Source organism: Paenibacillus lautus, from assembly GCF_050482385.1.
GTDB classification, from domain to species: domain Bacteria; phylum Bacillota; class Bacilli; order Paenibacillales; family Paenibacillaceae; genus Paenibacillus_AQ; species Paenibacillus_AQ lautus_B.
On sequence record NZ_JBCNHV010000005.1, the window covers coordinates 155,025 to 181,071 of the forward strand.

Annotated in this window: 19 protein-coding genes; 6 read left to right on the forward strand and 13 right to left on the reverse strand. The window is 49.0% G+C overall.

Annotated elements, in window-relative coordinates; all coding sequences use genetic code 11:
• The first annotated feature begins 7 nt into the window (after positions 1-7).
• The gene (locus ABEW73_RS08360) at positions 8-409 is read left to right on the forward strand and encodes an immunity 7 family protein (RefSeq protein WP_430164099.1); all 402 of its coding nucleotides are present in this window, start codon (positions 8-10) and stop codon (positions 407-409) included.
• A 162-nt stretch (positions 410-571) separates the two neighbouring features.
• Here the strand turns inward: ABEW73_RS08360 and ABEW73_RS08365 are convergent, their stop codons facing one another.
• The 4 genes from ABEW73_RS08365 to pxpB all read right to left on the reverse strand — a co-directional run bounded on the left by ABEW73_RS08365 (position 572) and on the right by pxpB (position 3,758).
• Positions 572-1,210 carry a pyroglutamyl-peptidase I gene (locus tag ABEW73_RS08365; protein WP_430164102.1) on the reverse strand — a complete coding sequence of 213 codons (639 nt, stop codon included), beginning with the start codon at positions 1,208-1,210 and terminating at the stop codon, positions 572-574.
• A gap of 65 nt (positions 1,211-1,275) precedes the next feature.
• Positions 1,276-2,034 (reverse strand): LamB/YcsF family protein, encoded by a 759-nt coding sequence (locus tag ABEW73_RS08370; protein ID WP_430164104.1) that lies wholly within the window; start codon positions 2,032-2,034, stop codon positions 1,276-1,278.
• 6 nt (positions 2,035-2,040) lie between these two features.
• Complete coding sequence (locus ABEW73_RS08375) at positions 2,041-3,042, reverse strand: biotin-dependent carboxyltransferase family protein (protein ID WP_430164107.1); 1,002 nt, start codon at positions 3,040-3,042, stop codon at positions 2,041-2,043.
• The gene (gene pxpB, locus ABEW73_RS08380; RefSeq protein ID WP_430164109.1) at positions 3,039-3,758 is read right to left on the reverse strand and encodes a 5-oxoprolinase subunit PxpB; all 720 of its coding nucleotides are present in this window, start codon (positions 3,756-3,758) and stop codon (positions 3,039-3,041) included. The genes ABEW73_RS08375 and pxpB overlap by 4 nt, the downstream gene beginning before the upstream one ends.
• A 233-nt stretch (positions 3,759-3,991) precedes the next feature.
• On the opposite strand from pxpB, the gene ABEW73_RS08385 reads away from it, so the two are divergent.
• On the forward strand, positions 3,992-4,168 hold the full coding sequence (locus ABEW73_RS08385) for a hypothetical protein (protein ID WP_430164111.1): 177 nt from the start codon (positions 3,992-3,994) through the stop codon (positions 4,166-4,168).
• A 90-nt stretch (positions 4,169-4,258) separates the two neighbouring features.
• Here the strand turns inward: ABEW73_RS08385 and ABEW73_RS08390 are convergent, their stop codons facing one another.
• Positions 4,259-4,990: a metallophosphoesterase family protein gene (locus tag ABEW73_RS08390; protein ID WP_430164113.1), complete on the reverse strand. Its 732-nt coding sequence runs from the start codon at positions 4,988-4,990 to the stop codon at positions 4,259-4,261.
• Positions 4,991-5,012: 22 nt separating this feature from the next.
• Positions 5,013-5,648, reverse strand: a complete 636-nt coding sequence (gene yqeK / locus ABEW73_RS08395; protein ID WP_430164970.1) for a bis(5'-nucleosyl)-tetraphosphatase (symmetrical) YqeK — start codon at positions 5,646-5,648, stop codon at positions 5,013-5,015.
• A gap of 438 nt (positions 5,649-6,086) precedes the next feature.
• Here yqeK and ABEW73_RS08400 point away from each other — a divergent pair, with 438 nt between their 5' ends.
• The 3 genes from ABEW73_RS08400 to ABEW73_RS08410 all read left to right on the forward strand — a co-directional run bounded on the left by ABEW73_RS08400 (position 6,087) and on the right by ABEW73_RS08410 (position 9,222).
• Positions 6,087-7,343 carry an ABC transporter substrate-binding protein gene (locus tag ABEW73_RS08400; RefSeq protein WP_430164116.1) on the forward strand — a complete coding sequence of 419 codons (1,257 nt, stop codon included), beginning with the start codon at positions 6,087-6,089 and terminating at the stop codon, positions 7,341-7,343.
• An 81-nt stretch (positions 7,344-7,424) separates the two neighbouring features.
• Positions 7,425-8,384 carry a carbohydrate ABC transporter permease gene (locus ABEW73_RS08405; RefSeq protein ID WP_430164119.1) on the forward strand — a complete coding sequence of 320 codons (960 nt, stop codon included), beginning with the start codon at positions 7,425-7,427 and terminating at the stop codon, positions 8,382-8,384.
• 16 nt (positions 8,385-8,400) lie between these two features.
• Entirely contained in the window at positions 8,401-9,222 is an 822-nt protein-coding gene (locus ABEW73_RS08410; RefSeq protein ID WP_430164122.1) for a carbohydrate ABC transporter permease, read from the forward strand.
• A gap of 235 nt (positions 9,223-9,457) precedes the next feature.
• Here the strand turns inward: ABEW73_RS08410 and ABEW73_RS08415 are convergent, their stop codons facing one another.
• A complete protein-coding gene (locus ABEW73_RS08415; protein ID WP_430164125.1) occupies positions 9,458-11,038 on the reverse strand; it encodes an MDR family MFS transporter in 1,581 nt (526 codons plus the stop codon).
• Between the two features lie 377 nt (positions 11,039-11,415).
• On the opposite strand from ABEW73_RS08415, the gene ABEW73_RS08420 reads away from it, so the two are divergent.
• Positions 11,416-12,645, forward strand: coding sequence for an aminopeptidase (locus ABEW73_RS08420; protein WP_430164128.1), 1,230 nt, complete (start codon positions 11,416-11,418; stop codon positions 12,643-12,645).
• 341 nt (positions 12,646-12,986) lie between these two features.
• On the opposite strand, the gene ABEW73_RS08425 is transcribed toward ABEW73_RS08420, so the two are convergent.
• The 6 genes from ABEW73_RS08425 to ABEW73_RS08450 all read right to left on the reverse strand — a co-directional run bounded on the left by ABEW73_RS08425 (position 12,987) and on the right by ABEW73_RS08450 (position 26,028).
• The gene (locus ABEW73_RS08425; protein WP_430164131.1) at positions 12,987-18,215 is read right to left on the reverse strand and encodes an S-layer homology domain-containing protein; all 5,229 of its coding nucleotides are present in this window, start codon (positions 18,213-18,215) and stop codon (positions 12,987-12,989) included.
• An 811-nt stretch (positions 18,216-19,026) separates the two neighbouring features.
• Complete coding sequence (locus tag ABEW73_RS08430) at positions 19,027-19,590, reverse strand: DUF1697 domain-containing protein (protein ID WP_430164134.1); 564 nt, start codon at positions 19,588-19,590, stop codon at positions 19,027-19,029.
• Entirely contained in the window at positions 19,587-20,984 is a 1,398-nt protein-coding gene (locus tag ABEW73_RS08435) for a protoporphyrinogen oxidase (protein WP_430164137.1), read from the reverse strand. The genes ABEW73_RS08430 and ABEW73_RS08435 overlap by 4 nt, the downstream gene beginning before the upstream one ends.
• Before the next feature lie 529 nt (positions 20,985-21,513).
• Positions 21,514-22,257, reverse strand: coding sequence for a GTP pyrophosphokinase (locus tag ABEW73_RS08440; protein WP_379404241.1), 744 nt, complete (start codon positions 22,255-22,257; stop codon positions 21,514-21,516).
• Positions 22,258-22,667: 410 nt separating this feature from the next.
• Positions 22,668-24,416, reverse strand: a complete 1,749-nt coding sequence (locus tag ABEW73_RS08445) for an RNA polymerase sigma factor (protein ID WP_430164140.1) — start codon at positions 24,414-24,416, stop codon at positions 22,668-22,670.
• Between the two features lie 241 nt (positions 24,417-24,657).
• Positions 24,658-26,028, reverse strand: a complete 1,371-nt coding sequence (locus tag ABEW73_RS08450) for an LLM class flavin-dependent oxidoreductase (protein WP_430164143.1) — start codon at positions 26,026-26,028, stop codon at positions 24,658-24,660.
• Positions 26,029-26,047 lie beyond the last annotated feature (19 nt).

The window sequence follows — 26,047 nt, forward strand, 5'->3', positions numbered from 1 at the left end:
AGCATTCATGTATGAATTTCACGGCTGGGCTACTATCCAGGAAAATCCTGCGGATGCGGATGCCGGGCAGCTCGACATGATTATTCAGAAAATACAGCTTAAGATGACCGAATTTGCATGGGGTAGTGGTTTGCTATCCTTAAATGCGGCTAACGGCTTCTATTACCTTCATGTTGGAGGTTTTACCAACCGCAAGGGAGCCGAGGCTGCCGAGATCGTGGCGCTGTATCAATTGATTGGCGAAATCGCTCCCGGTTCATACGGTCTTCTGTATACCAGAGATGATGAGAATCTGGAGGGTTATGACAACGAGTTCCGGGTCCAGGTGTTGGCACGCGGACAATTACGGGAACAACGCGATCCGTTTCTTTCCCCTTGCGTCCCGGTGATCGAAGATGAAGTCGATTAATGACATGATAAATGGAGTTAGAAAATAAAAAAATCCCGTTACTCGCTATCTCATGATGTTCCTATGGATAGCGGGTTACGGGATTTATTGTTTATCTGGATATTGGTCATGTATTCGCTCATGTATCTATACTCATTGCAAGAAGGACTGGGTGACAGTGACTTAAGCTCGTCTGTTCAATTCATCCATCGTGGCCTGTACGATGATGTACAGGCCTTTCAACATCGTTTCATGGGATAAAGTCGGCAAGGACGGCTTCTCCACGGCCATCTCCGTCGATGCCGGAAAATGCACAAAGCCGCCAATGGCCGATCTTTGTTCAAGCCGTATTTCGTTCAAAATCGCATACATCGTATTATTGCAAATATACGTTCCGGCCGTATTGGATACCGAAGCAGGAATTCCCGCTTCTTTCAGCCGGTTAACCATCAAACGGATGGGAAGGGATGAGAATAATCCGTCCGGTCCGTCAGCGTCTATGGGCTCGTCTTGAGGTCTTGCCCCCCGATTATCCGAAATCGTCGATTCCGGCGGTATGTCCTTGATATTGATGGCGATTCGTTCCGGTGTAATGGCGGTCCGTCCACCCGCAACGCCGCAGGCAATGACCGCATCGGGTTCGTATGCCTTCATCTCTTGCAGCAGTATTTCCGCACACTCATCGTAATGTACGGGAAGCAGCAGCGTTCTGATTTCTGCACCGGGGAAGGATTCGTGCTTGATCTCCTCAACCAGTCTCTCCGTTGGATTAACAGAGCTGCCACCAAAAGGTTCAAAGCCTGAAATTAATATTTTTAGCATATATCACATCTCCTGTACTCGTTTATGTAAGCTGCCGGGTCACAACAATAGCATCCTAACTTTTATTATAGCAGCGCTTGTACGCTTACGCCTTCAGCTTCAAGCCGTGATCGCAAGGCGCTGGCGAATAACGATGCGTGCGCGCCATCTCCATGAATGCAGACGGTATCTGCCGTAATGGGAATCACCTTGCCGCTCAGAGAAACTACCACTCTTTCTTTCACCATCCGCACGACTTGTGTGACCGCAGCTTCGGGGTCGATTATGATGGCATCCAGTAGATTTCTCGGCGTGAGGGTACCATCATCCTGGTAGGTACGATCCGCAAACACTTCGCTAGCTGTGCGAAGCCCTGCCGTCTCCCCCGCCGCGATTAACTCACTGCCTGCCAACCCATACAGAACAAGTGTCGGATCGATATGCTTGATTGCCGATGCAATCGCATCCGCAAGGGGTCTGGAGGTCGCTGCCATATTATACAGGGCACCGTGAGGTTTTACATGCTGCAGCCCGGAACCTTCCTGTATCGCAAAAGCCATCAAGGCTCCAATCTGATAGGTTACCATATCATAAGCTTCGGCAGGCGTAATCTCCATTCTTCTTCTTCCGAAGCCGGCCAGATCGGGCAAACCCGGGTGTGCGCCGATTGCGGCACCACTCTCGATCGCCTGACGCACCGTTGCCCGCATAACCGCCGGATCGCCTGCATGAAATCCGCAAGCAATGTTTGCCGAAGTTATACTGCGCAGAAGCTCCGTATCATTGCCTAACCTGTAAGCACCGTAGCTCTCTCCCATGTCGCAGTTCAGGTCCACTCGAATCATGCTGACTCACCACTCCTTTAATTTAAGCTTGATCATGGCTTCCAACATTCGAAGCTCTCGAACGTGAGCCGTATAAAGCTGTTCTGCTTCTGCCAAGGAAATTCCCGTAAAGCGAATCGTAGCCCCAGGCGACAGCTGAGCGATCAGCGAAATATCGACGGTTGCCACTTGCGCGATTTTGGGATAGCCTCCAAGCGTCTGCCGATCCGCCATTAGAATGATGGGCTGGCCATCTGCGGGTACCTGTACCGTTCCAAGGGCTACCGGCTCGGATATATATTCCTTCGCATGGCTTAATTGAAGCAGCGGGCCGGACAGCCTGTAGCCCATACGATCCGATTGCGGAGTTACGGCAAACCGATCTTCGAACAACGCCTGCTTGCTGTCGTCGTCAAAGTCATCATATTGACGCCCTTTCAGCACGCGTATCAGCGTCTCCTGTCCTGGACCAGGGTACCCTTCAGCAGAAACGGCCCATTTTACGGTGAGGAAACCGCCATAATCATCAAGGTATCGTTCCGACGAAACCATGGGAAGCTTAGAAGGATGGGCATCCAACATATCCCCTTTCCTCAACGGCCTCCCTTCATACCCGCCGATTCCTGCCCTTAAGTACGTACTGCTGCTGCCCATTACCTGGCAGACATCAAATCCGCCCGATACCGCCATATAAGCGCGACAACCCGTTACCGGCTGTTGAAAGCTCAGAACACGGCCCGCTTTGATTAGCACGGGACGCCACATTGGAACCTTCACGCCTTCAATCGAGGGCGATAGATCCCCTCCTGTAATGGCAACCCACCGATCACTATGAAATTCAACCGCGAATCCAGACCATGTAATTTCCAGAACGGCCTGTTCATCCTCATTGCCAACCAGTCGATTGGCGATCCGATAAGCAGAGGTATCCATTGCTCCTGCCGTGATAATACCGTATCTGCCGTACCCCCGTCTTCCCGCATCCTGAAGAGTAACAAGAAGTCCCGGCTTTATAACGGTTATACTCATAGGCCCACTTCCCTTAACTGTTCGTATTCCTCCGCATGAATAGGCCGAAACCGGATATATTGCCCGCTCTTCAACAACGTTGGAGGCTCGGCTTCGGGACGAAATAAAACGAGCGGCGTCCGGCCGATAATCTGCCACCCGCCCGGCGTTTCGATCGGATAAATGCCGGTTTGCGTACCGGCGATTCCTACGGATCCAGCCGGTATTTGCAGCCGGGGAGTCTGTTTCCTCGGTGTCGCAATTTGCTCCGGAATACCTCCGACATAGGGAAAGCCGGGCGCGAATCCGATGGCGTAGACCAAGTAATCCTGCCCGGAGTGAATTCGAATGACATCCCTGGGAGAAAGGTGATTCTGCTGAGCCACTTCGTCCAGGTCTGGTCCATAGTCGCCCCCATAACAAACCGGAACGTCAACAACCTCATATTTCGTGATGGTCTTCTCGCAAGCGCCCGCCTGCATCCGCTGCTCGAGCATCGCACAGACGTAAGCAAACACGGTATCGAATCCGTCCGGCTTGCCGATCTTATCATAATCATAGTAAACCGCTACGCTCGTATATGAAGGGATGCATTCGATCCAGCCTGGAAAAGGGTTCTGTTCCAATCGTCTCGTCATAGCTGTGACCTGGCGATGTACCTTCTCACTCACGATATTTTCGAATTGAATGTGAACAGCCGAATCCCCTAAAGGGAAGAACGAAAAAGACTTGCTCATGGGACATTCTCCATTCCATATGTACTGCTGTTTATCGTTAATCATTGAATGATTATTCCTATGATAGCAGAGAAACAGGCATCCGTTGAATATGCAGTTTAATTATTTATCGATAGAAACAGGAATAGCTGACTCTGACGGATCTGGCCAAGCGTCAATGCTGTCTTTCTGTATAATTTTAGGAATTGTTGGCAAAATACAGAAGACGTACTTTGATAAGGAGGTGCACCAACATGAGCCAACAAAACCATAATAGTAACGAACCGACAAAAGCGGAAGTTCAAACCACAAAATTGAACAAAATGCCGATTCCAGGTGAATTTGACACCGGAGTCTCTGCCGAAGAAGCAGCCGAGGTGTTTAAACAGCAGCAGCCAAACGCTGGTCATAGCTCCGAGAACCAACAATAATACAAGTAGAAGACCTCACGCATGATCCGTTGTTTACAGGATCGTCTGTGAGGTCTTTTTAGCCGGCTCTTCAGAAATCGATATCATCCATTAGAGTTTCCTTACTTGATACCGCCCCGTTCTAACCTCGAGAATATATTCCTCAGGGGAAGGCATGCCGGATTCCAAGGCATCCTGTACGGCCTGTTCAATAGGGTATGGCACGCGAATAAATTGAATGTTGAAAGGAGCCGGATCTTCGCTGTCATAAATTCCGTCCAAAATGACATAGGAGGCTTCAGGCATCTCAAGGGGATTGCCGACGCTGCCGGTATTAAACAGCGTTCTCCCGTCCAGATGCTGGTGATATGCATTATGAATATCCGCGTAACCGGCGACGTCCGCGATTCTCGGGTCTCCGCACAGCGGGGAACTGTGAAACAAGGTTTCCAGCTGCTCCTGACCATCCCATGGTTGTATTCGCTCGTACACACTGCGGGGTGATGCATGAAACAACCGGATCCATTTACCGCTCATCATGAACTCAAGGATATACGGAAGTTCGGCAAGATATTGAAGCCTCTCGTTTCCGAGTCTATGCTGATGCCATTGGAGGACCGGATCATCGGTTTCCTTACCTATAAAGTCATCCCAATTTCCCTTGATGACTTGCTGGCAGTGGGTTCTCACCATATCAACCGCGATATCTCCGTGCGGGCCTTTCCCAATCAAGTCACCCAGGCAATAGATAGTTTCTATTCCACGTTGTTTGATATCCTTCAGAACGGCCTCCAAGGCAGGAATGTTTCCATGTATGTCGGAGATCAATGCAATTTGCGTCAATGAACCCGCCTCCAAACTTCGTTTATTTCGGATTGCTGTGGTTATGGTTTAGTGAATCCCGTAATTCAACATATGCGTCTCGAAGCCAAGGATGGACTACCTTCAGCAATTCACGCCGATTCCATAAGTAATGAATATATTCAAATGCGGCATGATCCAGCGAGATTTGCAACTGCTCCGTTATCTCCTTTAAATACGGGGGGATTCCCGGTTGATCCCATTCCATCTTATCAGCGACGAACAGTACCTTGTCTAACAATGTAGCCTTGGATCTTAACGTCGTATGGCAACCAACAGCGTTCAAGATTTCAGGTTCTGTAATCCTGAACAAATCCTCTGCTATATATGCCGATATTTTCTGATGTATGATCATGGGAAATTGCTCTTCTTCAGGCAATACTTCCAACCCGATCTCGCGGGCTACTTGAATGCGGACATGATTCGGAAAAACGGCGCTAATATCATGCAGATACCCGGCATATTCAGCAGCGGTCGGATCGGCGCCATAGAGAACAGCAACTCTGCGGGCTTCCTCCCCCACTTTCAGCACATGCTCTGCTGTCTTGGGACATTGGTGTTTCTGCAGAAAGGAGGCCACGTCATTCCTAAGATTCCCGGTGAGATCGTGTCCCCCAAGCTGACGGTAGGAGCTGATCATCAATCGACGGTTATGCGGGTCATTCACTCTTTTCACCTCACCCATTTCCCCTGAATTCACCAATATAGCACTTCATTTTCCATACAATATTAACTTATACTGAGAACAGTTTGAAGCTATTATACAAGAAAGTCAAAGAAAGGAGGTCATCCGATTCCAAGCATCATCGACCAAACCCATACGTGCAGGTGATGCGGGATATTAACGACGAGCATGACATAACGAACCTACGGAAGGAGGAAGCAATGATATATTAGAAAGACTTGATCGATCCGTGATATTGCCCCCGGTTTGTCCATTTATTATTCCTTTTTATGGAATGTTTCGATTTTTAGTCTAATGTTTATAAACGTAATCATATATTTATACTCACGCAAGCTTGGTAACTGAATAAGATTTAAGCATCACCGACTTCACCACGTTAGGAGGCTGACGATAGTGAATACACGCAGGATGGTTAGCTTGGGGTTACTGATTCTTGTTATGATCATCAGCGGTTGCGCTGAAAATGTTTCCACCGAAAAAACGAAAACGCTTACACTCTGGTATTGGAACCGAAGCCTGGACGATGAGCTGATTAAGTCCGTTGAAAAGGAATTTCCGGGAATCCGAATCGATGCGCAAAAAATCGGTGGCGACTTCAAATCGAAGCTAAAAACAACGCTGGCGGCTGGTTCCGGAGGACCGGACATCGTCGCTTTTAACGACTGGGTGGCAGAGCTGTTTACGAGTTCGGATCGTTTCTACGATCTGTATGAGCTGGGCGCCAAGGAGATTGAGCCGGATTTCCTGGATTGGAAATGGAAGCTTGGCGTCACTCCGGAAGGCGCCATGATTGCCCTTCCGATCGATACAGGGCCAACCGCCCTATATTACAGGTCAGATTTGTTCGGGGAAGCCGGGCTGCCGACCGAACCGGAAGAGGTCCACGCGCAGCTCGGCACCTGGGATCAATATTTCGAAGCCGGGCAGAAGCTGCAGGAGCATTTTGATCAAAAAGTGAAAATGCTCGACAACATCACCAACATTTACACGCAAATGAATGCTCAGTCTGAACGCATCTATTTTGCCGAGGACAATACGTTTATCGGCGAAACCCCTGAATCCTCCATGAAGACGGCCTGGGATACGGCGGTGAAGGCTTCACAGATGAAGCTGAGCGCCAACACTACGACTTCCTCCTCCGAATGGAATGCCGCCATGAACAATGGGCGGGTCGCTTCCTTTGTCGGTGCGGTGTGGATGAAGGAAATATTGATGCAGGCGGCACCGGATACCAGCGGCAAATGGAGAGTAGCACGCGCCCCTGGTGGGGACGGCAACAATGGCGGCTCCTTCCTGGCCATTATGAAGACGAGTAAATATCCGCAAGAAGCATTTGAAGTGATGAAATATATTCAGAGTCCGGAAAATCAGGTTCAATCCTTCAAGAAGATCAACCTCTTCCCTTCCGCCAAAGACGCGCTGGATGCCCCCGTGATGAAGGAGCCCGAGGAATTTTTCGGGAATCAGGCAACGGGCGAGGTGTTCTCGGAATCTGCGCGTAACGTCAAACCTGCTTATTTCGGCGGTAAATTTGCTAATGTAAACGGCATTGTCAATCGAGAGCTGTCATCCGTTGCGCTCCAGGGCAAAAATCCTGATAAAGCCTGGGAAGACGCGCTGGCCAGAGTCAAAAAAGAACTGCTGCGCTAAACCCGGATCCGCTTCTTACCTGTTTGTTTCTCGATTGCTATTAGTACTTAAATACCAACCGCTTGAGGAGGTTACAGTACGATGGATAATCCAATGCTGAATCCTACACCCGTGGAACAGAAGCCTGTTCCTAAGCATCCGAAATCACAAGACCGACTGTCTGCACAGATTTGGAAACACCGCAAAGAATATTTGGCGATCTCCCCTTTTTACATTCTATTTGCCATATTCGGCCTCTTCCCGATCGCCTTCTCGATGTTCCTGTCCTTTCAGAAATGGGACGGCATCGGCGAGATGACCTATAACGGGCTGGGCAACTACCAATTCATGCTCACCGATCCGGAATTCTGGAGAGCCGTCGGCAACACGCTTCTCATCTGGATCTACTCCACGATACCGATGCTGTTTATCGCGCTGGTCGTTGCCTTCCTGCTTAATGCATCGTTTGTCCGGTTCCGCACCTTCTTCCGAATCGGTTATTTCCTGCCGAACGTTACGTCACTCGTGGCGGTTGCCATTGTGTTCGGCACCGTATTCTCGAACAACTACGGCCTCCTCAACTATATTCTGTCCTTGCTCGGCCTGAACTCTATCGAGTGGCTGAATACGACATGGGGCATACAACTCGCCATTTCGGTCATGGTCATATGGAGATGGGCAGGATATAACGCCATTATCTATCTTGCCGGGCTGCAGAGCATCCCGACCGTCCTGTACGAAGCAGCCAAAATCGACGGGGCCTCCGGCATTCAATCCTTTTTCAAGATCACCATTCCCAATCTAAGGCCTATTATTCTTTTCACGGTCATCACCTCGACCATCGGCGGCATGCAGATCTTTACCGAACCACAGGTGCTTGTCGGCAATGATGGCGGCGTCAGCGGCGGCGGTATGACCATCGTCCTCTACCTGTATCGTGAAGCCTTCGTGAATAACTATTTCGGATATGGCGCTGCCGTCGGCTGGGGAATGTTCCTGCTCATTGCACTCTTCTCCATCGTGAACTGGAAAATGGTGCAGGGCAGTCCGTCCAATGACTGAAATGGGGGTGAATCGTATGTTCAAATGGAAATCCATTTTTCTTCACATCGGGTTAATCGCCGGACTGCTGCTGTCGATTTTCCCCTTCTACTGGCTGCTTGTCATGGCAACGCGAACCACTTCGGACATTTACAGCTTTCCCCCGAAACTATGGTTCGGTCCTCACTTGCTGGATAACGTGTCGAGGGTGCTGAGCAGCATTGATTTTTTCGGGGCCTTCTGGAATACTCTATTCGTTGCTTCCGCTTGTACGCTGTTAGTCTTATTCTTTGATTCCTTAGCCGGATTCACGTTCGCTAAATTCCAATTCCCAGGAAAAAAATGGCTGTTTGTGCTGCTGCTAGCTACCATGATGGCGCCTGCCCAGTTGTCCCTGGTGCCTTCATTTGTCATTATGGCAAAATTCGGCTGGGTGGGCACTTACAAGGCCTTGATCATTCCGGGTATGGTAAACGCTTTCGGGATCTTCTGGATCAGGCAATATGCACAGGAATCGGTGCCTTCGGAGCTCCTCGATGCAGGCAAAATCGACGGCTGCGGATTCTTCCGCCTCTACTGGAATATATCGCTGCCGATTCTGCGTCCTGCCCTATCGTTCCTGGCCGCCTTCACATTCATCGGCGTATGGAATGACTACCTGTGGCCGCTCATTATTCTAAATGATGAGAACAAATTCACCCTGCAGGTTGCGCTCTCCTCATTGAACGGAATATACACGACCGACTATTCGATGGTCATTGCCGGTACGCTGCTTGCCGTCATCCCACTCATCGTCATGTTCCTGTTCATCAGCAAGCAATTCATCTCCGATATTGCAGCAGGTGCCATTAAGAGTTAACGGTCAGAGGGTATTCCAAAAAGATCTTGGATCTGGATGGATGCCCTCTTATTCTGTTCATAGCAGCCGGCCGAAAAGCAAGAAATGGCGGTGCAAAGGATAACATCCTGAGCACCGCCAATTCTTCATAAGACATAGTTTTCAACCTGACGAACCATCAGTCCAATGAGCAAATCCGCTTATTGGAAAACTCTTTCATGATTTCAACCCAGATCATACCGCCATACCGTAAACGCTACGGCACCATCACCAGCTTTTCATTATCCGGAGTTTCTCCCTCCTCTTCTGAACCAACCACCGCCTCCCTCTTTAACTCCGCTGTTTCATCCAACTTTTTACGCCCCATTAACGTTGCTGCCGCAAGCGCTAATGCTGCAGGAATAATAGCCCAGGCAAATGTAACGGCAATAGAGGAAGCGAGGTTGTCCGAGATTGGTTTGAGCAGCTCTGTCGGAATCAGCGACCTTGTCTCCGGCGCCAATAAGATGTGGGGATCCTTCAAATCGAATCCTTCAGGAAGTCCACCGTTGTTCAATCCTCCCGATGACAGGGATCCGGTAAAGGATCGGCTCTGTATCAACCCGAACACCGTTATTCCAATGGTCATCCCGAGCGATCGCGTGAAGTTAAAAGTCGAACTCGCCATCCCGCGCTGTTTATAGGATAAGCCATGCATGACGGCTGTACTCAGCACGGAGAACGATCCGCCGATGCCAAGCCCGATCAAAACCATGTATAGGGTTACGATGAATCTGCTGGATTCCGCCGTGAGCGTCGAAGCAAGCACCATCCCACCCGTGAACAGGACAAGCGTGGGGATCATGATGTTGCGATACGATATTTTACTCATCAGAAAACCGCTCACCGTAGCCGTTATGACCGAACCCACCATCATTGGCAGCAGGACGAGCCCTGAGTTCGTTGCGCTTCCGCCGAGTACGCCTTGAATGAAGATCGGAATATATACGGAAGCCACGATGAACGATCCTCCGCTAAATAAACCGCATAGCACACTGGATGTATACAGTTTATTCTTGAACAAACGAAAGGAAATAATCGGTTCCTGCACCCTTCTCTCCGCAAGCACGAAGAGGACTAACATGACAAACGCCACAGCAAACAACGCCAGAATAATCCAGGAATTCCACGCCAACTGCTTGCCGCCAAGCTCTAAAGCAAACATGAAACAGATGACGCCTGTCAGGAGCGTAACAGCCCCCATCCAATCAATCGGCTGCTTGGAACGTTCGTGCGATTCCTTATAAAACAGCGTAACCATTATGAAAGCCACGATGCCGATTGGCAAATTAATATAGAATACCCACTGCCATGTAATATGATCCGTAATATATGCACCTGCGAGCGGACCGAATATACTGGATAATCCGAACACGGCTCCGAATAACCCGGTAAGCTTACCTCGCTTTTCGAGGGGAACCGTATCGAACATAATAGCGAAGGCAATCGGGATCAGCGCACCGCCACCAATACCTTGCACGGCACGATAAAGCGCCAGTTCCGTAATGGAGTTCGCCGTACCGCACAGCACGGAACCCAGCATAAATACAATCATCCCGAATACAAAGAACTTTTTGCGACCGTACATGTCGGACAGCTTGCCAAAGATCGGCATTCCCGCAAGCTCAGCGACCATATAAGCGGAGGTCACCCATACGAAATGATCAAGTCCTCCGAGCTCCCCGACGATATTCCCCATTGCGGTCGCTACGATTGTATTGTCCATGGAGGCCATTAAGATGCCGAGCAGCAGGCCGGCGAGCACGATGGGCAATTTGTTGGTCGATTGTGTCTTCACGTTCTCATACACTCCTTCTAAGTAGGTTTCTTTCTTTACTCTCGTCATTCTAATTCAGAAAGTATGACAGGTGACTGTCACACTTTTGTCCCCGATTCCTCTTTTTTTTCGAACACATATAAATAAAGCTTAGACACTTTATGCACACATACTTGGTAGCGGTTGGTCAGTTCGCAGCTCTCCATAAGTTGAAAGACTGCTTGAAAGACAAACCTCCCTTACGGTGAATGAAAAGAATCAGGTCCCTGTCTGACGAAATTAACGCCCCGAGCGTCATGATGCTCGGGGCTGTTCATTTCCATGATTAGATCCGTTATCTGCAAGCCTCCTTAACATGTTAAAATAAAGTGTACATCTGAAATGGAGGAAATCTACATATGGACAATTTCGAGAAAAATCTGGAGAAATACGCGGAGCTGGTCGTTAAGGTAGGCGTAAACGTTCAACCGGGCCAAGTACTGATTGTCAATGCTCCAATCGAAACCGTAGAGTTGACACGCCACATCGTGGCCAAAGCATACGATGCAGGCGCCAAATATGTGCAAGTCGACTGGGACGATGAGAGAATCACCCGCATTCGCTACGAGAAAGCACCGGCTGACTCTTTCGGTTATTATCCGCAGTGGCAGGCTGACGCCATGCAGCAGCTTGCAGAAGGTGGAGGAGCCATTCTGCGGATTAAGGTTCCGGATCCTGAGCTGTTCCGCGGCATTGATTCAGCCAAAGTATCTACAGCCGTGAAAGCCGCTGCCGTAGCTAACGAGAAATACCAGGTTTATGTGCGCAACAATAAAATCAGCTGGTCGCTTATAAAAGCCCCTACCCGTGCCTGGGCCGATAAGGTATTCGCGGATCTTCCCGAAGAGGATCGTATTCAAGCGATGTGGGATGCGGTATTCCAGATGAATCGAGTGGATAGCGAAGATCCGGTTGCCGCTTGGCGGGATCATATTGCTCAGCTGAAGCTGCGCCAGAATCACATGAATGCCAAACGCTATAAGAGTTTCCACTACCGTGCGCCGGGAACGGATCTGCGCGTGGACATGCCGGAAGGGTATCTCTGGCTTGGCGGCGGTGACGAAAATGAAGCCGGCGTATATTTCGTGGCAAACATGCCGACCGAAGAAATCTACACGATGCCGCACCGTACAGGCGTAAACGGGACCGTAACCAGTACGCTTCCACTTAATCTGAACGGCCGCTTGGTAGAAGGCATAAAACTCACGTTCAAGGACGGCAAGGTTGTCGAATATGAAGCCGAATCCGGGCGGGAGCATCTCACATCATTGCTGGAAACAGACGAAGGCGCGTCCTATTTAGGAGAAATGGCCCTCGTACCGCATGATTCGCCAATCTCCCAGCTGAACCGTGTCTTCTATAACACCGGTATCGATGAGAATGCATCGTGCCACTTTGCGCTGGGAAGCGCCTATCCTGTCAATATCGAGGGCGGCACCAAGATGAGCAAGGAAGAACTTCTCGCTCGCGGGGCCAATGTCAGTCTGACGCATGTTGATTTCATGATCGGTTCGGCTGAACTGGACATTGACGGCGTGCTGGCTGACGGCACAATTGAACCTGTATTTCGCGGTGGACGATGGGTTTAAATTCACTCTGAAAAAGTTCAGGTACACATCTGTATACTTGAGACAAAGCCCTGCAGGAAACTGCAGGGCTTTACGAATATCCATGACTCTTACAAACGGGTTGGCGCTGATGTCAAAAAGAATGGCCAAAACCATTTTTCCACTTTACTTATTTTGCGTATGATGCGACCGATAACGGCACGCCGAAGCTGCTCATCAATGATTTGAATTGGGATTCCCAGGGCTGGCCAACTTATTGAATGCTCCATAACCTTAGCATGAATCTCCATTAGCCTTGAATCTAAAAGAGGCAGACACTAAAGCTCCAGCTCTAGTGTCTGCCTCTTATTTGTTCTTATCTCTTACTTCTTCTCCATGTTCTCCAGCATACGAAGAATCATCATGACGGCTTCCGCCCGGGTCGCGGAGTCCTGTGGAGCAAATCGGTTACCCGAGCGGCCATTCACGATGCCAGCCGCAGTGGCGGCAGCGATTTCCTTCTCTGCCCAAGCTGGAATGGCTTTCTGATCACGGAATTCCGTCTCTGCTTCTGGTAAGGTAAGGCCCAGATAACGTGTGATCATGACCGCCATTTCAGAACGGTTGACGGATTGATTCGGTCTGAACGAACCGTCCTGATATCCCTTCACAATATCTTCGGATACGGCCCATTGAATCGCATGAAGCGCCCAGGATCCGATTTGGGAACTGTCTTTGAAATTCAGCTTCCCAGCATCCCCTTGTCCATTCAGTGCCTTGGCCATCATGACCATAAATTCAGCGCGTGTTACTTGCCGGTCCGGTTTAAAGGTATGATCCGGATAGCCGTCAACGATTCCGAGTTGAACTGCTTCCTCTATCGCCGACGAAGCCCAGTGTCCAGCGATGTCTGTAAACATCACCGGCTTTGGCTTCGGCATCGGTTCTTCGGTCCTCGGATTCGCCTTACGATGAATGGTTAACTGGTACGTTCGGGTCGTCCCGTTCTCCGCCCGAATCACCAGCTTCAACAGGTTATCCCCTTCCTTCAGCGCGATAACCTGATCCTTCTTCAGGGGTTCTTCTCCCAGAAGGACTGTTGCCTTGTTATGCGCCGCATCAACACGGAGCTGCACGGAATCGGCTTCCGTCTCAAGTCGGTACTCTGTTGTGTTCTCATTGAATGCAGGGGTAAGTTCAGCTGCTTTGCCGCCGATGATCACTTCAAGTCCTTTTAAACGGTTGTCTCCAGATAATAATATGTGTCCTCCAGAGGACCCCGATCCCGACTCTGATCCCGATGAAGGAGGATTCTCCGTTGAAGGTACAACCGAAGCGTTATAGGTACGGATCGCGGCTTGCAGAGCGGTGATCGCATCCTGTACTGCCTTGGCAGTTGCATGATCCTGTTGCGCTATGGCGCTGGCTCTTTCAATGGCAGCACGGAGTGCGGACCTTGCTGCGGCCGGATACTGCCCCGGCGATGTGCCTTCCCTTGTTTCGTCAAGCCTTTGCTGTGCCGATGCGATGAATCGGATTAACTCGCTCTTGTCTACTTCTGCTGCCGGTGTTGTGACCGAGTTATGGAGTCCGGCGCTCTCTCCCGCAGCGTTATAGGCTTTTACGGTAAAATGATATCGGGTGTCCGGCTCCAGACCGGAAGCGGTATACGAATACACATCATGGGTCACGGTAACAACCGGTTCACTCCGACCTTTCAGATATACACGATATCCATCCACACCATCATCTGCGGTCGCCTCCGGCCAGCTTATGGATACGCCGTTTGACGTGATGTCCGAAAATTCAAGCTTCCCGGCTGTCCATACAGGTGCACCCGGATTTTCTACGGCTTGAGTGATGACCGTTAAAGCCTCACTAGGAGCCGATTCCGTGCCTTGCTTGTCCACGGAGGTTACTTTGAATTCATACAGCGTGTCCGGGGTTAGCCCAGTCGCTTCATATACGCTATCCGTGACCGTTGCCACGCGCTCCCCGTCCTGATACACATTAAAGTTCACGACTTGTTGGTCTGGACTGTTCACGGGATCCCAACCGATTCGAACCGTTGACGATGTCACATTTAGTGCTTTCAGGTTGGTCGGAGCGCCGGGATTCCCGCCATCTGTCGTGAATGTCCACACATCCGAAAGGGTTTTCCCCCCGAATTTGTCTTGTGCGACAACATACCACGAATAGGTTCCATCAGATTGCAGTCCTGACCACGGCTGAACAACCTCAGTTCCGCTAGCCACGTTCTGCGGTGTACCGATGGACTCTCCTCTCAGATGATTTACTTGGATCGAATCCGTTGCTACCCGCTTTAATTTCGGTTCAAGATCCAGATTCATCGTAAATTCATCCACGCCCGGATTCGTATAATAATTATACTTATCCAAGTAAGGCGAATACGTATTCACATAAATCTGATTGCTTTCCTTATCAAAATGCAGCAGTCTCAAGTAACCACTGCCGCCATCGGCATGTCCTTGATAGTCTGCCAGCATCTGATACACGGTTCTGTCCGCAGTACCATCTCCATTATCATCCAATTCATTTTTAAGCAGACTCGCTCCCGTGTAATGGCCGCTCAGAACGGCAACCACGTTGGGATTCGGTACGACAACTTCCTTGTACAATTTGTTACCTATACCGGAACGAGTTCCGTTCGCGAGCATATAATCATGGAAATTCAGGAACGCGGTACGGTCCGGATACGCTGCGAGAACTTCGTTCATCCACTTGATGTCCTCGTCTTCAACGCCCCATCCCATATACATCATGATGAAGTCGTTGCCTTCAATAGAGACAAGGTCATAATGTCCGCGATTGTCCTTGTAGGAACCTCCGTAATATGGCTGATCCTTGTAACGGTTCTCCCCGAAATACTGACTGTAGGTCGTGTAATCCCAATCATAACTTCCCACATCATGATTCCCGGCAAGCACGCCATGCGGCAGATTTGCATCCTCCAGCATCTTCATGTAATCATCGGCACGTTTCCATTGATACTCAGCTGTCGGATCATTCACGATATCACCGGTATGGAACAAATATTTGATGTTCATATCATCGATGGAATCGACAATCCAGTCGAATTGCTTCTGCTGAATATGCGGGTACAGCTCCGTTAAGAACTGGGTATCCGATACCCATACAAAAGTGTAATCATAATCCCCACGGGATGGAATTTCATCCTGTACGATGATATCCACTTTGCTGTTCTGGACGTAGTCTGCTGCCATCAGTTCGCCTCGAAGCGTAAAATCATCTTCAGACTGGGCAATATGTTTGGTAATTTCCGTCCACTTGTTCTGTTTGTGGTTCCACGCATACATCGTGACCTTGCGGCCCGACACCGTATGTCCTTCCCAAGTAACTTCAACGCTGTCACCCGGCTCCACGGCATGCTCCAGCTCTACCTCAAACCGGATATAAGGGAATTTAGACGTGGAATCCACCGTGACGTATTGATCATTGGATTCAGCTACCAGCTTCAATTCCTCTTCGGTCAACGCGGTTTCGCCCGCAGGAAACCTGTCCTTAGGAGGCTCTTCATCCGAGGCGTTCTTGGATAATTTTACTCGATCGCCACTTAATGCATGATACGGATACGCCTGATGGAAGGAGACCTCAAGCTCGTCATCCGATGGATCGCTGACTTGAACCTTCAGCTCTGGCGACAACCCGGTCCCGCTCTCCATATCTCCTGGTGAGACCAATACAGGTGCACTCGGATGCTCCGGTGCCGTGTTAAACGTTACCGTACGTTCCGAGATGTTGCCGATCTTGTCCACTGCCCGGATTTCCAGCTTATGATCACCTGGATCAAGCTCGGACGATGAAGTATCGTATGGCACCTGGATGGCTCGACCATCCAGCAGGACCTTCACCTGTTCCACGCCGGATACGCTATCTTCGGCAGTCACATCGATCGGAATGCTTCCCTTATAGCTCTTCCCCTCTTCAACGGTTACGCTAATTACCGGTCCATTGTTATCTACCTGAACGATGGCAGATGCTTCAGACTTCCCCTTTACATTCAATTCAACCTTGTGCTGTCCGTCTTTAACCGCCTTGGTATCCCATGCGTAAGACAGGGCCTTTACTTTATCGGCTGGAATATCGAATTGAAATGCAACAAAAGGTAGAAACCGTCCATCATCACCAAGGTCATGGATAAGCGCAGGATCGCTAAATTGCGGATCCCGAATTTCTGTCCCATCCCCTAACAACAGCCGTACGTTGCGGGCATTAAAGTCATCCATATTTCCGGTCGGCTTGTCATCCTCGAAATAGGTTTTCTCATTATCGCCGGCCCGAAGGGTAATTTCGTTTGTGCCGCTTATCAACCATTGCGGTTCGATGGGGACAACGATGGTTTGATAACCGTCAATGTTCGCTTCGGTCTTGAACAGAACATTCTTGCCGATGGTTACCGTGTTGATCCCATCGTCAATGCCATCGCCTTCAAAAACAAAATAAGCGGAATACTCCATAACGGGTGTACCTTGAACCGGCAGCCCGTCGATATGAAGCTCAAGATCCGCAGATTCCACCCCGTCAGCTGCACCCCGGATATACGTGATCCCGGTGACGGTCTGTTGATCGTCAACATTCAGGCTGGCGCTGGCACCATTCCCCGTGAGATCGACTTCATATTTGGGACTCTCTACTTCCTTAAAGGTGTTGGACACCGTGAAAAAATACTCCAGCTTGGTGTGTCCCAGCAGCTCCAGGTAAGAAATCGTATGACTAAGGCCTTGCTTCCCTTCCTGAAGCTGTACGACCTTGTAATCGTTCTGTCCATCGACACGATAAGATAACGCGAGCGAAGTAACCATACGATCATCATGCGCTTCTGCGAGAATCTCCATATTTTCGCCAGGCGTCACATTTGTCGTTGTCGTCCGATTGGTGACCGTTGGTTCCTTGGTCACATCAATATGTACCGGCTCCGCAGGCACCTCGGAATGCTGCAGCGAACCCGGCGTAGCCTTATGCTCCAGCTGGGAGATCCGCTGCATCTTCAGGCTGCCATCCTCCGGGTATTTATAGAAGATCCCCTGATCGGCGGCGTTATGAACATCTCCGTCATTGTAAAATGCGGACACGATCGGACGGCCGGTGTTCGTTACAACCACGAGCTCCCGCATGCGTGAATTGGACATGCCGCCTGAGAATATTTTGACGACATCGGTGTTTTCAATCAGGTTAGTGCCGTAATTTTTATTAAAATCAGCAATCGTTGATTTGCTGTTCTGTGCGTTAATGATCCAGAACACCAGCGTGCCTCTGGATGGAATCATCACCTCATCGGGTACATGAGCCCAAAGGGTATCACTCTCCAAGTAACGATAACGAATTTTGTAATGGCTGAAATCGATGTCTTGATCGGTATTGTTGTATACTTCAATAAATTCATAACCGTCGGCGGTTCCTACATTCGTAGAATCAGGGACAAGCTCGGTGATCAGCAGTTCAGGTACGTTGTTCAGCGCGTTGGATGACTGGGCTGAAGCCTGTCCTGCGAAACCGGCAACCGAGGCCGACAACATGATACAGAGAATCAAGAAACAGGATATACATCGATTCAGGACGATCTTAGACAATGGAAAACCTCCTAGAAATGATTTTTGAACAATCAATTCAGTTTCCCAATTCTCCAGGTCTCCATGGGATCTCCAAATTTTAATTAAAGCGTTTTCAATATTAAATCCCTCACGATATCCGATTTAGGCTGTCCCCTAGAGAGATCAATGCAGCACCTCACCTCCTAGATCAATAATTGCATATTCCCTTTCTTTTTTAAACCGTTTTATGTAAAATCTGATAAATGATTCACAAGTCCCGGTATCCGTTAAACATCTAGCAAAATAGGACAATTTGTTAATAGATATTCATTACTATATATAAGTAGGTACCCCTATCTCAAGGTCCACAAGCGGGGTCAGCATAGCGTATAAAGTTCATTACTTCCAGACTATTCACGTCTTAATCCGGTTCATCTTTGGGCAAGCATCCGTCACGATCCTCTTTCATAGAATGCAACTTCAGCTTATTCAGATACTAACAATTACTCCGGTCTCCCGCACAAAAAAAGACCCCGCGAATGATTTCGCAGGATCCTTATCAGTGGGAAGCGATTTAAAATTCATTATGCAGCCATTTTCCAATTGCTAGGGTGCCTTACCTGAAAAGAATCGAAGAAACTTCGCTCTCCTTCTCCTTTTGCGAGTGTTCATGGTGAATCAACTGCCTTTCGGAATGACATCAATGTTCTTCCGTCCGTCGATTGACAATACCACTTCCCACTTGTTCTATATTTACCCGCTCCTCAGGAAGTGAAACACTTTAGCCCAAACTTCCTCTCGAATTTTGAGATTAGCCTATGTACCCCTTCATTTGTATACATGATGGCGACTACTCACTCTTCATCGTCTGGGACAGTTGGACCAGCTTGTTCATGGTTTTCCAATTCCGCATGGTCATCGGTACGCCGAGCTTGGTCAACTGAACCGCCAGCTTGGAATTCCGAACGCTTTCCTTAAACAGTAAGTAAACCTCTTCACCAATAACCTCGAAGGTTTCCTTTTCGTTTACATAAAGCCTTAATTTCTCCACATCTTCAGCAGCAGGCGCTTCCGGCAGCATGGCAACATAAAGACTCTCAAACTCCGACGCTTCCTCCGCTTGACGTATCGTCTCTTCCGAAAATGGACAGTTCCGAACGATACCCTCGATTTCCTCAGAGGTTCTAAGGATCACCGATATCGAAAAGCCGAACGTTTCAAGTATGCCTTGTTGCATTTGGACGCGCAGCGTTTCCTTGGATTCCGCAGATTCGAAGAGCACGTTTCCGCTCTGGATGTAGGTCTGCACGCGAGTTAGTCCCATGCGTTCAAGCATCTTCCTTAGATCGGCCATTTTGATCTTGTTATGGCCGCCTACATTGATCCCTCTGAGCAACGCGATATAGATTGTCATCCAAGCACCCTTTCCACGATCAGACCTGCCGTCTTCTCCCCGTTCGCAATGCAATCCGGTATACCCACTCCATAATAGGAGCATCCCGCAAGCATAACGTTAGGGTACAGGTCACCCATTTTATACTCTAATGACTCCACGATTTGCCGGTGCTTCAAATGATAATTCGGCATATTATCATGCCATTTAGTGACTTCACAAGAAATAGGCTCTGCCTTAATGCCAAGGCTTTGGCTGATATCCTCCATCCCGACCCGTTTCAATTCTTCATCGGATAATCGGATCAACTCCTCATAATGCGGATTGGAGCTCTTGTAGAACAATCGCATTAATAACCGCTTGTTCTCGGAAGTATGCTCCCATTTCCGGCTCGTCCAGGTACAAGCATCACACTTCAACTGGGTTCCCTTGGCCGTAATGAATCCCGTTCCATCGTAGGGAAGCTCTTCGTCTTGAATATCATAGGCAAGATACACGCTGATAAGCGATTTGGTATGCAGCTGGTCAAAGTCCTCGTTAAGCAGCGGATCTTGCAAGAGCTCCTTCGCGGCGGATCCCATTGTGCTTAATACAACAAAATCAGCTTCAAGCTTTTCGCCATTTGCCAATGTTATCCCGTAGCCGCTAGCCATTTTCTCCAGCTTCTCTGCGGAAACGCCCTTGTATATCTTCGCGCCTGCTTGTATCACGGTCCGTTCCAATGCATCAATCAATACAGAGACTCCGTCTTGGAAGGAAACAAACTTCTTATTTTCTGAGCCCAGGAATTTCTGTTTATGCTCGGCTAGACCACCCATGATACTGCCGTATGTATTTTTGTATTCTAGTAAATAAGGAAACGTAGACGCAATGGTGAGATCATGAAGCTCTCCGGAATATACGCCAGATATGACTGGAGCGATCTGATTCTGAACAATTTCCTTGCCAAGGAAGGCTTCAAGAAACTCGCCCAAAGAATCATCCTTGGTAAACGTTTCATTCGGCGTGTAGTAGTCCTTGAGCGCCTCCACCTTCCCCTCGGCAGACACGAGCTCACTTTCCGCCAAGGATTTCATGCTAAGCGGGATGCCGAATACGCTCTCATCCGGGATTCTTTTCAAACCTGCAGTCGTATATATGAAAGAAGTCCCCGTGGCATTATACACAACCTCGTTTGTTAACTGAAGCTCCTCCAGAAGTGGTGCCACATTCGTTTTCCGGGATACGATCGAATCCGCTCCGGTTTCCATAATAAATTCACCGTTCTGAACGGTTCGGATTTTGCCTCCCAGCGTTTCACTTGCCTCGATAAGCACCAATTCCATATCCTGTTGACGGCGATTTAACTCTTTTTGCAAATAGTATAAGGTCGAAAGTCCGGTAATGCCGCCGCCGATGACTACGGTAGTTGTCACAGTACATACACCTCTATTATGTAGGTTCATCACATCTTCATCATGTTTGTTACCATTGTATCCAATTTCTAAGTATATCATAGAGCCGGTTCTTTCGAGGGCCGCCAATCCCTCAATATTGTGAACAGAATCGTCCCCACAGTCATCGGCTTCCCACCAGGAACACAATTTGTATATCATGCATACTCCCTTTGTGCACGTGCAGATTCAGGGGCATGCCAGGATGGTTATCGACAGCAAAAAAAAACTCCGCGAGATCACTCGCAGAGTTTTTTCGTGGGAAGCGGTTATTTCTATTCTAACGCAATCGTTCCATTGCTTAAGGTGTACTTTGGAATAATTCAGGTAGTGTCGTCCTTATTCCTCGTTATGCTGTACATGGGTATCAAATCCTTTCGGTAATTCCGACTTAACGTCTTATTATCCGTCTGGTGTTGATGTGTTTCCACTTCCCACTTAGGATATATATACCCGGTGTACGGATGATGAAACAGGTGAAGCTTCTCTTTTTTTCGCCCCTGCCAGAACTTTAATTATCCTCGGTCAACACTTCAAGCAATCCTGCCGGAAGCTCATACTTGCGGTTGTTGATCTGTATGCTCTTCAGTTCCTCCAGCAGTGAATCATTGCTTTCCGAATCTTTAATGGCTTGCACTTCGTGGTGCAATTGCTCCATCTGACGGTCCAGCGCGTTAGCCGTATCCGCAGCCTTCTTAAGCTCTTCCAGCAGATGCTGGGGAACCGACTTATTATATTTGTAGAAAATTTTATGCTCCAGACTGGCCCAGAAATCCATCGCAATGGTCCGAATTTGGACTTCAACGCATACCTTCTCCACCCGGTCGGAGAAAAAAACAGGCACTTCGACTAACAGATGCAGGCTTTGGTATCCGTTTGGCTTCGGATTCTTGATATAATCTTTGACGTTTAGAACCGTTAAGTCGCTCTGCTTCTGCAGCATGTCGCTGATTTTGTAAATGTCGGTAATAAAGGAGCAAGTGATTCTTAGACCCGCGATGTCTTTGATGTTATCTTCGATGGAACTGAGAGATATGTTTCCGCCTTTTCGCAGCAGCTTCTTCATGATGCTCTCCGGCGATTTCAGGCGGGATTTCGTATGTTCGATCGGGCTATAATCATGAAGAGCCTGGAACTCCTCTTTTAATATTTCCATTTTGGTTTCGATCTCATCTAAGGCGAATTTGTATTTCATCATAAATCGGGTAATTTCGTTCCGAATGATTTTGAGCTGTTCGATTTGCATAGAATTCATGGGATACTTCCTTTCGATTGTGTGATTCAGAGCCGTGATGACTCGAGTAGTAAATAAAAACAAAACACGCTGCTAACATTCTAGAAGTTCTGTTCCCTCTTTAAATAGTAGTTGATTTTGAGGTGCGACTGCAACTTTAGTGCAATGACGTCAAAAAGACGCTGCAACCAGAAGGTTACAACGTCTTTTATCATATGCCAGCATCGTAGTGCTTGATATCGTTGTATAAACCATATCTTGCGAAACGTTTATGCTCGTATTTTATGATCCTATACAGTTTATGGACGTGTTATTATTTCTCGGGCAATCGCAAAATACTCATGGTTTCGACATCCATTCACGATGGATTTCCCCGTTTATATCCAACCCGCTTGCCCGTATATCAAACCACGTCCATTACTAACCACCATTTATGAAGACAACTTTGCAAAGATCTCTCTCAATTTAGCAACAGCTTCGATCTCCAGAGCTTTAATATCCTCTACCAGCGATATCGCCTTCGTTGCTTGATCCTCCGAATTAGGCTCTCCCCCCACCGGGAATGGGAACATCTGATGCAGGACACTGAACTTCTCACACATTCCTGTATATAACACGCTGGCCTCTTTAAATTGCTGCGTGAGCTCCGGTCCTTCCTTATTCGCATCCGGCCAAGCTGCATTCAGTTCCTTGAAGAACTCCGCAGCGTAATACCGGGCATCTCTTAATACCTCGATGTTGTAAGCATGACCGTTCGGTTCGATCTTCCGCCCCTGCAGTGATTCAACCCAAGCATCATATGCCGCAATCCCTTTCACCGCCGTCGGCACCACGCTTTCTTTCCCCTCATATTGCTCGATGGCGGTTTCAAGCGCAAGTCGAAGCTGCTGCTGAAGCGTTAAATCAACGGAGCCCTCAATAGCCAGAACAAATAGATCTTCCATCACGCTTCTGCCGAGATTTTCGTAGGGCAGCGTATCCGCTCTTCCGCATACTTCCCCATAGAGGGTTCTCGTTTCATCGTCGTAACCATACAGTGTGCCAAATTCCGGGAAGAATATATCCCAAGCCAGCACAGGGTATCCCCGGTCTAGTGAAGCATGAATCAGATCGAGGGCCCTTGGCAGCTCCTGATGAATGCTGCGCTTGCTCATGGCGCTCTTCTCCAAAGCGGATGGATCCAGCAGATTGGCATTGGTGCCGACGCCGTCCGACATGCCATCTACAAACTTGGAATGAAATCCGATATTATGAAGGCCCCGAGATAATACTTCACCAAAAAAATACGCCGTTGGACCTGCAATGTGAACTTCATCCGGAATGATGTTGATCCGGAATGCATGACCTGTAAGCCCCATGACCATCGGCAGGGATAGCTTCCGATCTGTAAATTGCAGCATTTTATACGTGGCATCCGCAGCGGTTGTCCAAGTTTTGATTTCTTTCAACGGTCCTTCATAAGGCAGAATCTTCTTTTTCATAATTCCCAAGTCCCTTCTCATCTTAATATAAGAGTCAACCGTGACCCGGATTTTTTCTTGGATCACTTTCTTCCGTGATCTCGAAATAATCTGATACACATTGGCCGAAGAGAGCTGAAACAAGTCGGCAATTTCTTGCGGAGACAGCTGATCGAAAAAATGGGATTCGAAAATAAGCCGTTCGCGTGGCTTCAGGCATTGAATGATGTCCGTTAAAAAGCGCAGCGTCTCTTGCTGGACGATCCGTTCCTCCGGAATGTGGAATCCAGCGGCAGCTTCGGTTGCAGAATGATGGAGCCTGCCCAGAATGCTGTCCAGATTGTTCCACTGATCCGAACTCCCGGCACCATCAGCCCTTCCCCTGCCTTCAAGCTCGGTGAATGTCTGCTCTTTCATCGCAGGGCTTCCCTTAAGGCGGGTATAGGCCTGATTCCGAACAATCCGCTGCACCCACGGCAAGAACCGCCGGGCATCGACCAGTTTCCCCAGATGCATGAACGCACGGATTAGCGCATCCTGTACAACGTCCTCTGCCAGGTAGGACTCCCGGGTTATAGCTCTGGCATAGCCATAAACCTTGGACCGATGACGCCGAACAAGCTCCCCGAATGCTTCCCGCTCCCCTGCCTGCGCATATTTCACCAACTCCTGATCTTCCATCTCATCCCACTGGACCGTGCTGTCTGCTGCCGTTTCCAATTGCTCAAACCCTCTTTCGTATCGTTGACTACTTATATGACCAGAGAAGTTCTTCATTTCTGACAAAGTAATTGAAAAACATTATACCTTTTTTTGATTGACCCTGGTGCCATGATGCTAAGAACGCAAGCAAAAATAAATCCAGCCAGCCTAATACATGGCTTTTATCATACATAAAAAACGTTCCAAGATGACCCCTTAACCTCGGTCACTCGAAACGTTCTTTAAAATCGCGGCTCGCTTAGATTACATCCGCGGCTGCCTGGTGAACCTCCCGGCGAAAATGTCCGGGGTCAGGACGTGTTAGGCCCAGGTGCTCCCTTAGTGTCGTTCCGCTGTATTCAGTACGGAACAAGCCTCGTTCTTGCAGCACGGGTATAACCGTATTCACGAAATCATCCAGATCACCCGGCAGAACCGGCGGCATGATATTAAAACCGTCGCAGGCATAACCTTCGAACCAATCCTGCATCATGTCGGCTAATTGTTCGGGCGTCCCAACAAATTGCATATGGCCCCTCGAGGTCAATATCTTTCTGCCTAACTCCAGGACCGACAGATTTCCTTGGTAAGCCATATCCATGTATAATTGGACCCGACTCTTCATGCCGTTGGAAGCTGCCACGGGGTCCGGGATGTTTCTTGGCAGCGGCTGGTCCAGCGGATAACCGCTCAGGTCGTAATTCAGGAACCCGGATAGAACGGTGATCGCCGACGCTGGCGGAATCAATTCCAGCAGCTCCTGCGCCTTGCACCGTGCCTCATCCTCTGTAGACCCGATGACAGGCGACAGGCCCGGCATGATTTTCAGGCTTCCGCTTCCTCTTCCATAATGAGACAACTTCGAATGGACGCTTGCATAAAACTCCTGCGCTGCCTGCTTGGACTGCTGAGCCGTGAAGATAACCTCTCCATATTGGGCAGCGAAGTCCTGTCCCGGACCGGAAGAACCGGCTTGTATCAGCACGGGGTAGCCTTGCGGCGGCCTGGGTACGTTCAGCGGGCCTTTCGTGGAATACCATCGTCCGGTAAAATCCACAGGCTGTACCTTCGCTCCATCCGCAAATCTCCCGGACTCCCGGTCAAGCACAAGCGCATCGTCTTCCCAGCTGTCCCATAAACGGGTAACCACTTCAACAAACTCACGCGCCATTTCATAACGCAAGCCATGTTCTGGATGCTTGTGCTTCCCGTAATTGTGGGCTTCGATATCCAGCTGGGACGTTACGATATTCCACCCCGCTCTACCTCCGCTGATAAAATCGAGCGAAGCGAACTTCCTTGCCACGTTGTATGGCTCATTGTACGTTGTGGAGACCGTGGCGGTCAGTCCCAGCTTGTTCGTAACGGTGGAGAGAGCGGATAAGAGCGTCAACGGGTCCAGCATGCCGGAGGCGGAATTTTCAACCTGGGTCACATACAGCAAATCGGCAAAAAACATCATGTCGAACTTCCCCCGCTCCGCTGTGGCGGCAAGCTGCTTATACAGCTCAATTCCAAACATTCCCTCCACATCGGATGCTGGATGACGCCACCCGGCATGATGATGTCCGGCATAATAGATAAACGCACCCAGATGCATCTGGTGATTTCTGCGGTTGGTTGTTCCCATCTTCGTTAACACTCCTTTT